At 69.4% G+C, this 8,234-nt stretch carries 7 protein-coding genes, 1 tRNA gene and 1 pseudogene; 3 read left to right on the top strand and 6 right to left on the bottom strand.

Features of this window, described 5'->3' with window-relative positions; all coding sequences use genetic code 11:
• On the top strand, positions 1–664 hold a 664-nt coding region (locus AB0D04_RS09520), incomplete at its 5' end, for a HAMP domain-containing sensor histidine kinase (protein ID WP_362701152.1).
• Between the two features lie 754 nt (positions 665–1,418).
• Here AB0D04_RS09520 and AB0D04_RS09515 read toward each other — a convergent pair.
• Positions 1,419–1,500 (bottom strand) — tRNA-Tyr (locus AB0D04_RS09515).
• Between the two features lie 190 nt (positions 1,501–1,690).
• On the opposite strand from AB0D04_RS09515, the gene AB0D04_RS09510 reads away from it, so the two are divergent.
• The gene (locus AB0D04_RS09510; protein WP_362701149.1) at positions 1,691–2,179 is read left to right on the top strand and encodes a YajQ family cyclic di-GMP-binding protein; all 489 of its coding nucleotides are present in this window, start codon (positions 1,691–1,693) and stop codon (positions 2,177–2,179) included.
• A 129-nt stretch (positions 2,180–2,308) separates the two neighbouring features.
• Positions 2,309–3,034, top strand: a complete 726-nt coding sequence (locus AB0D04_RS09505) for an antibiotic biosynthesis monooxygenase (RefSeq protein ID WP_362701148.1) — start codon at positions 2,309–2,311, stop codon at positions 3,032–3,034.
• 15 nt (positions 3,035–3,049) lie between these two features.
• On the opposite strand, the pseudogene AB0D04_RS09500 reads toward AB0D04_RS09505, so the two are convergent.
• From AB0D04_RS09500 to AB0D04_RS09480, 5 genes and pseudogenes are all read right to left on the bottom strand, one after another.
• Positions 3,050–3,343, bottom strand: a pseudogene (locus tag AB0D04_RS09500) (YccF domain-containing protein); the annotation flags it as partial.
• Between the two features lie 107 nt (positions 3,344–3,450).
• Complete coding sequence (locus AB0D04_RS09495) at positions 3,451–3,843, bottom strand: YccF domain-containing protein (protein WP_362701145.1); 393 nt, start codon at positions 3,841–3,843, stop codon at positions 3,451–3,453.
• Positions 3,844–4,048: 205 nt separating this feature from the next.
• Entirely contained in the window at positions 4,049–4,912 is an 864-nt protein-coding gene (gene htpX / locus AB0D04_RS09490; protein ID WP_362701142.1) for a zinc metalloprotease HtpX, read from the bottom strand.
• Between the two features lie 169 nt (positions 4,913–5,081).
• Positions 5,082–6,617 (bottom strand): NADH-quinone oxidoreductase subunit N, encoded by a 1,536-nt coding sequence (locus tag AB0D04_RS09485; protein ID WP_362701139.1) that lies wholly within the window; start codon positions 6,615–6,617, stop codon positions 5,082–5,084.
• Positions 6,617–8,218, bottom strand: coding sequence for an NADH-quinone oxidoreductase subunit M (locus AB0D04_RS09480; protein ID WP_362701179.1), 1,602 nt, complete (start codon positions 8,216–8,218; stop codon positions 6,617–6,619). The genes AB0D04_RS09485 and AB0D04_RS09480 overlap by 1 nt, the downstream gene beginning before the upstream one ends.
• Positions 8,219–8,234: the final 16 nt, after the last annotated feature.

The following is an 8,234-nucleotide window of genomic DNA, read 5'->3' as shown; positions in this document are numbered from 1 at the left end:
GCAGCGTCGCTTTGTCTCCAATGCCTCGCACGAGCTGCGTACCCCGCTGGCGATCAACCGCACGCTGCTGGAGGTCCAGCTCGCCGACCCGGATGTGTCCCCCGAGCTCGCGCAGCTCGGCAAGACGCTGCTGGCCACGAACGAGCGCAGCGAGCAGCTGGTGGAGGGCCTGCTGCTGCTCGCCCGCAGCGAGAACAAGGTCGTCGACAAGAAGCCCGTCGATCTGTCCGAGGTCGCCTCGCAGGCCGTCGACCAGACCCGCGAGGAGGCGCAGACCAAGGGCGTGGGGTTCCGCGGGGTCCGCCAGCAGGTCTTCGCCCTGGGCAACGGCGTACTCCTGGAGCGGATTGCGCTCAATCTCGTGCAGAACGCGGTGCGCTACAACATCCCCGAGGAGGGCTGGGTCGAGGTCACCACCGAGCCGCAGCCGGGCTGCGCCGTCCTGGTGGTCGCCAACACCGGCCCCGTGGTCCCGGCCTACGAGATCGAGAACCTCTTCGAGCCGTTCCGGCGGCTGCGCACCGAGCGCACCGGCAGCGACAAGGGCGTCGGCCTCGGCCTGTCCATCGTGAAGTCCGTGGTGCGCGCACACGACGGCACCATCACCGCCGAGCCACGCGAAGGCGGCGGACTCGTTATCAGGGTTTCGATGCCGCAGGAGTGAATTTCTTTTGCGCCCGTCAGCACGTTCCCGCACTCCCCCTCGCCCGCGGTGAACCACAAATGACTATGCGCTTACCGCTTGCATTGTCCAGATAATTCACGAAGGAACGCACACCCTTTCCGTCCGTCTTGAAGTCACACACGCTGAAATCGTCGCCGTTGGCGAAGAAGGACGCCCCGCCGCCGGGCGGAGAATCGGTCGTGTACAGGTGTGCGTTCCCGGCATACGCAGTGCCTGAGGTGACCGATAGGGCCCCGTCGGACATCAGTACAAGCACCGCTACGGACGCGAACGCCCGCGCCTTCCGTGACTCCTCCGTGAATCGCCCCGCGGCAGCTCCAGCAGCAGCTGAACCGGAAATGCCGGAAAGGGGCGCCTAATGAAAGCGGAATCCTGGGCCGCCAGGGCATCACGGCGTTGAGTCGAATGACGTCCGGCATGCCACTCCGACCTCGGCCGGCCGCGCCGTCGTCGGCCTCCGAATGGAGGACTGCGACCTGCAGCGCGTCGCGGGACGTACGTGCCTCAATGACGGCGCCGAGGCGGCCAACGCCTAGATCGCGGCCCAACTGCGGCGAGAGGCCCCGGCCGGGCGCCTCAGAAGCCGTCCACGCCCCGTCCCCACACTTCGAGACGGGCCGCGAGGGAGCGAGAAAGAGCAGGAAAGAGCGAGGCGGCCCTCCCGCGCCGAAGGTGCACGACAAGAGGCCCCTGGCCTGCGATAATCGCAGGCCAGGGGCCTCTTGCTTTCCTGTGGCGGCGCCAGGATTCGAACCTGGGAAGGTAAAACCGGCAGATTTACAGTCTGCTCCCTTTGGCCGCTCGGGCACACCGCCAGGGTTTGCTGCCTGGAGATCCGCTGTGGGGCGGCGCTCTGTGGCAACGACGTAAACCATACCTGATGGTGGGGGGTGGTCCGCCACTCGATTCCGGAGCGCTGGATCTTGGCCGGGTGGCTAGGCTTGGCAGGCGGTCCGGGGACGGTCCGCACCCCTGACGGATCTACGCATGAGGAGCCAACTCAACATGGCCGACTCCAGTTTCGACATCGTCTCGAAGGTCGAGCGGCAGGAGGTCGACAACGCCCTCAACCAGGCCGCCAAGGAGATCTCGCAGCGCTACGACTTCAAGGGCGTGGACGCCTCGATCGCATGGTCGGGCGAGAAGATCGAGATGCGGGCCAACGCCGAGGAGCGTGTGAAGGCCGTACTCGACATCTTCCAGTCCAAGCTGGTCAAGCGCGGGATCTCGCTGAAGGCGCTGGACGCCGGCGAGCCGCAGGCCTCGGGCAAGGAGTACAGGATCTCCGCCTCCATCGAGGAGGGGATCTCGCAGGACAACGCCAAGAAGGTCGCCAAGATCATCCGCGATGAGGGCCCGAAGGGCGTCAAGGCGCAGGTGCAGGGCGACGAACTGCGGGTCAGCTCGAAGAGCCGGGACGACCTGCAGGCGGTGCAGCAGCTGCTGAAGGGGAAGGACCTGGACTTCGCCATTCAGTTCGTGAACTACCGGTAGGGATCATCCGGTTTCCGGGTGCCCGTGGATGGGGCGGTGCGCTTCGGTGTGCCGCCCCACCGGTGTTTGGCGGGACGGCTCCACGGTGGCGCTTGACCTCGATCTTGGTTGAGGTTGCAAGGTCCTGGCATGACTTCACAGCAGAGCACGCACCCGAGCACGCACAGCGCATTCCTTACGGACGTCTTTCCGCAGGTCCGGCGGCCGGATGCCGGGGCCGTACTGATCAGTGAGTGGGACGCGGGCAGCCCCGAGGGCCGGCGGGCCGTCGTGGACGGTGTGGCCCGCGCCTGGGCGGAGACACCGCTGCCGGCGGGCTTTCTCTCTCGGGTGCTGTTCACCGGGACGGACGGCACGAGCGTGCTCAACTATGCGCAGTGGACGAGCGATACGGCGCACCGGGAGTTCGTACGGACTGAGGACACCGGGCTGCGTGAGCGGATCGCGGCCGTCCTGGCGGGCGTCGGGGACGTCGGCAATACAGGGCCCGGCCGCTTCCGGCTGTACCGCAGTCTGCCGGCCGAGGGCGTGCCGGGGACGCCCGGCTGCGTCGTACGGGTCGCCTTCCGGACGACGGGGCACGAGGCGGCCCGGCGGCTCGTCGACGGGCTGATGGACATGTTCGGCGGCCGTCAGGACGGCGAGGGCGCCTTCGGCTCGCACTTCCATATCAGCGAGGACGGGCGGCAGGTCGTCAACTACAGCGAGTGGACCAGCGCGGAGGCCCACCAGCGCCAGGTCGGGTCCAAGCTGCAGGACGGCGGGGCGGTGATGGGCTTCCTCGCAAGCCTGGAGGGCGTGGAGCCGCTGGGGTTCAAGCGGTTCGTGACGCCTCGGGGGCTCGTACGGGCGTGATGGCGGCGGGGGCCGTCATCGGGTGGCGAACGGCTGGTCGGTGGGGACGATCTCGCGGCCCAGGGGCAGCAGGGAGATCGGGATCATCTTGAAGTTGGCGATGCCGAACGGGATCCCGATGATCGTCACACACAGGGCGATGCCGGTGACGATGTGGCCCAGGGCCAGCCACCAGCCCGCGAAGACGATCCAGATGACGTTGGCGATCGCCGAGCCGGCGCCGGCGTCGCGGCGTTCGACCGTGGTGCGGCCGAAGGGCCACAGGGCGTAGCCCGCGATGCGGAAGGACGCGACGCCGAAGGGGATCGTTCACTGAGGGGCAGGATCGGGCGCCTAAGCCGATTCGGTTCCGGCTCTCGGTCTGACCAGAGGGTTTGCCGATAAGGGCGGGTGCTCGGAGCACCCGCCCTTTGTGCTTATCGGGTCGCGAACGGCTGGTCGGTGGGGACGATCTCCCGGCCAAGGGGCATGAGGGAGATCGGGATCATCTTGAAGTTCGCGATGCCGAACGGGATACCGATGATCGTCACGCACAGCACGAGACCGGTGACGATATGCCCCAGCGCCAGCCACCAGCCCGCGAAGACGATCCAGATGACGTTGCCGACCACCGAGCCAGCGCCGGCGTCGCGACGCTCGACGGTGGTACGGCCGAAGGGCCACAGGGCGTAGCCCGCGATACGAAAACTGGCAACGCCAAATGGGATGGTAACGATCAATACGCAGCAAACGATGCCCGCGAGGACGTAGCCCAGCGCTAGCCAGAAGCCGCTAAGGACCAGCCAGAGAATGTTAAGGATGAACTTCATGATCGGCAGCCTTCCACGGGCGCATCGGAGATTCGTTCTGCCCTGCTAGACGCCTCTTCCACCGTGAACCGTTGCGGCAACCGACCGCAATCGGAAGGAACCTAACCGGCCGGGGGCCGGCCGTGTTCCAGGTACTGGGTGTGCGCCTGGGCTGCTCTGTTGGACGCGCGGAGTGGGCCCGGACGTTGCGCGGAAACGGCATCCGTCAGGGGCGGTGACCTGCCATCTCCTCGAGGCGGGCGATGCGTTCGCGCATCGGGGGGTGCGTGGAGAAGAGCTTGGACATGCCCTCGCCCGCCCGGAACGGGTTGGCGATCATCATGTGGCTCGCCGTCTCGATCCGCGGTTCGGGCGGCAGTGGCAGCTGCTGGGTGCCCAGTTCCAGCTTACGCAGTGCCGAGGCGAGGGCCAGCGGGTCGCCGGTGAGCTGGGCACCCGAGGCGTCCGCCTGGTACTCGCGGGAACGGCTGACGGCGAGCTGGATGAGGGAGGCCGCCACCGGGCCGAGGATCATGATCAGGAGCATGCCCAGGAGGCCGGGGCCCTCGTCGTCGTCGCTTCTGCCTATGGGGATCAGCCAGGCGAAGTTGACGAGGAACATGACCACGGAGGCGAGCGCTCCGGCCACCGAGGAGATGAGGATGTCGCGGTTGTAGACATGGCTCAGCTCGTGGCCGATGACGCCGCGCAGTTCGCGTTCGTCGAGGAGCTGGAGGATGCCGTCCGTACAGCAGACCGCGGCGTTGCGAGGGTTGCGGCCGGTGGCGAAGGCGTTGGGGGCCTGGGTCGGGGAGATGTACAGGCGCGGCATGGGCCGACGGGCGGCCGTGGAGAGCTCGCGGACCATGCGGTAGAGCTCGGGGGCCTGGAATTCGCTGACCGGGCGGGCGCGCATGGCCCGCAGTGCCAGTTTGTCGCTGTTCCAGTACGCGTAGGCGTTGGTGCCCAGGGCGACGAGGACGGCGAGGATCAGGCCCGTACGGCCGAAGAGGCCGCCGATGACGATGATGACTGCGGACAGTCCCCCGAGGAGTACGGCGGTCCTGAGCCCGTTGTGCCGGCGGTGCACGGTACGCCCTCCAAGCGGTGCGGCAGGGGAACCCTGTGCTGCTTTTCTCCACTCTCCAGTGGACCCTTACTCACTGGTCAACGCGAGATGGGGAGGGGTGGTTCCCTGGCGCGCCCGCGACGGCGGCCGCCGGGTTGCCCCGTACGGCCGGCGCCCGGCCGTACGCAGGCTAGAGGAGCGCCCCGGAGGCGAAGCGCAGGACGAGCTGCGGGGCGCCGGAGAGGGCGACGCCGAGGACCGTGGCGAGGGCGATGGCGGTGGTCAGGGCGGCCGGGCGGGCCTCGTGTGCCGAACTGCCCTCGGTGGCCTCGGCGCCCTGCTCGGTGGCCTCGGCGCCCCGGAAGAGGACCGCGGTCCACTGGAGGTAGTAGTAGAGCGCGATCACGACGTTCACCGCCATGACCACGGCCAGCCAGGCCAGGCCCGCGTCGACGGCCGCCGAGAACACCGTCACCTTGGCGAAGAGGCCGATGATGCCCGGCGGCAGCCCCGCCAGGCAGAGCAGGAAGAAGCCGAGGGCGAGCGCCGCCAGGGGGCGCCGGGCGTACAGGCCCCGGTAGTCGGTGATCCGGTTGGCGGGGCGGGTGCGGGCCACCAGGGCAGCGATGGCGAAGGCGCCGAGGTTCACCGCGCCGTACATCAGGGCGTAGGCGACGGTGGAGCCGATGGCGTGCGCCGGGTCGTCCGCGTAGCCGGCCGCCGCGATGGGGACCAGGAGGTAGCCGGCCTGGCCGACCGAGGACCAGGCCAGCAGGCGTACGGCGCTGTGCGCGCGGTGCGGGTCCTGGCGGAGGGCGGCGACATTGCCGATCGTCATGGTGAGCGCGGCGAGGACGGCCAGCGCCGGGCCCCAGACGTCGGCGTACGAGGGGAAGCCCTGGACGGTGACCAGGATCAGGCCGGAGAAGCCGACCGCCTTGCCGATCACGGAGAGGTAGGCGGCGATGGGGAGCGGCGCGCCGACGTAGGTGTCGGGCACCCAGAAGTGGAACGGGACGGCCGCGGTCTTGAAGGCGAAGCCGACGAGGGTGAGCGCGACGCCCGCGCTGGCCAGGGTGGCGAGCCGGGGGTCGGGCAGGTCGGTGAGGGTGTGCGCCACCCGGGACAGGTGCACGCTCCCGGTGGCGGCGTACAGGAAGCTCACGCCGAGCAGCATCACGGCGGTGGCGGCCACCGAGGACAGGAAGAACTTCAGCGCTGCCTCGGAGGAGAGGCGGTCGCCGCGCCGCAGTCCGACCAGTGCGAAGGCGGGCAGTGAGGCCACTTCGAGGGCGATGACCAGGGTGGCGAGGTCCCGGGAGGCGGGCAGCAGGGCGGCGCCGGCCGCCGAGGAGAGCAGCAGGAACCAGTACTCGCCGGTGGGCAGGTCGTGGTCCTTGATGGTGTCGATGGACAGCAGCGCGGTCAGCAGCGCCCCGGCCAGCACCAGGAACTGGATGACGAGGGCGAACGGGTCGGCCACGTAGCTGCACACGTCCGGGTGAGCGGTGAGGCAGAAGGTGCGGCGGTCGCCGTTCAGCAGGGGCAGGAGGGAGAGCGCCGCCAGGGCGAGCCCCGCGGTCGCCACCCAGCCGAGCAGCGGCTTCCTGGCGGCGGGCAGGAAGAGGTCGGCGACGAGCACCACCAGGGCGACGGCCGCGGCGATGGTGGGCGGCGCGATGGCGAGCCAGTCGACGGACTGGACCATAGAGGTGACCGAGCTCATCACTTACCGCCTCCGAGGAGCTGCTGGACGGCCGGGTTCGTGAGGCCGAGGAGGGCCGCGGGCCACAGTCCGGCGAGGACGGTGAGGACGGCGAGGGGGGTCCAGGCCGCGTATTCGTGGCGCGCGATGTCGGGGATGACGGGCGCGGGCGCTTCCGTCGGGGCGGGTTCACCGGCGCCCAGAGGGGCCGCCTGGGCCGCCAGGTGGCCGCCCATGCAGACGCGGCGGACGACGAGCAGCAGGTAGGCGGCGGTCAGCAGGGTGCCGAGGCCGGCCAGGACCATGAACGTCAGGAAGGCGGGGCGGCTCAGGCCCGCGGCGGGCCGGAAGGCGCCGAACATCGCGAGCATCTCGCCCCAGAACCCGGCAAGTCCCGGAATGCCCAGGGAGGCGACGGCGCCGAAGGCAAGCAGGCCGCCGAAGCGCGGGGCCCTGCCGTACAGGGTGGCGCCGGTGGAGCCCGCCAGGGCGTCGAGGTCGGTGCTGCCGGTGCGGTCCTTGAGGGCGCCGACCATGAAGAACAGCAGGCCGGTGATCAGGCCGTGGGCGATGTTGGCGAACAGCGCGCCGTTGACGCCGGTGGGGGTCATGCTGGCGATGCCGAGCAGGACGAAGCCCATGTGGCCGACGGAGCTGTAGGCGATCAGCCGCTTGAGGTCGCCCTTGGCGCCCTGGCGTACGAGGGCGAGGCAGGCGAGGGATCCGTAGATGATGCCGATGGCGGCGAGCGCGGCGAGGTAGGGCGCGAAGGTGTGCATGCCCTCGGGCGTGATGGGCAGCGCGATGCGGACGAAGCCGTAGGTGCCCATCTTCAGCAGGACGCCGGCGAGCAGTACGGAGCCGACGGTGGGTGCCGCGGTGTGGGCGTCGGGCAGCCAGCTGTGCAGCGGCCACATCGGGGACTTGACGGCCAGTCCGATGCCGATGGCGAGCAGCGCGAGCAGCTGAACCGTGTGGCTGAGCTGGGCTTTCGGCCCGTTGTCAGTGGCGAGTGCGACCATGTCGAACGTGCCGGATTTCAGGCCGATGAGGAGGAGGCCGAGCAGCATGACGACCGAGCCGAGCAGCGTGTAGAGGATGAACTTCCAGGCCGCCGACTGCTTCCCGGCGCCGCCCCAGCGGGCGATGAGGAAGTACATCGGGATGAGGACCATCTCGAAGGCGAGGAAGAACAGCATCAGGTCGAGGACGGCGAAGGCGGCGAGGGTGCCGGCCTCGAGGGTGAGCAGCAGGGCGACAAATGCCTTGGGGGACGGGCCCTTCGGCATGTGGAAGTAGCTGTAAAGGGCGCAGAGGAAGGTCAGCAGCGCGGTCAGGACGACAAGGGGGAGCGAGATGCCGTCGACGCCGAGGTGGATGCGGATGTCGAGCGCCGGGATCCAGCTGATGTCGGTGGTGGCCTGCATACGGGCCGGGTGGCCGTGGTCGAAGCCGACGGCCAGCGCAATGGATGCGGCGAGAACGACGCCGGTGACGGTCACCCCGTGGCGCAGTACGGCCTGGTCGGGGTTACGGCCCCTCAGGCCGGGCGGGGCGGGGAGCAGGGCCGCGGCCGCGCCCAGGAGGGGGAGCACGAGGAGCGCCGCGAGGAGGAGCTGCAGGGCGGTGTGGTTCACG

This window comes from Streptomyces sp. NPDC048483 (assembly GCF_040651455.1).
GTDB lineage: Bacteria > Actinomycetota > Actinomycetes > Streptomycetales > Streptomycetaceae > Streptomyces.
The sequence above is the reverse complement of the archived record's forward strand: the minus strand, read 5'-3'. Positions and strand labels throughout refer to the sequence as shown.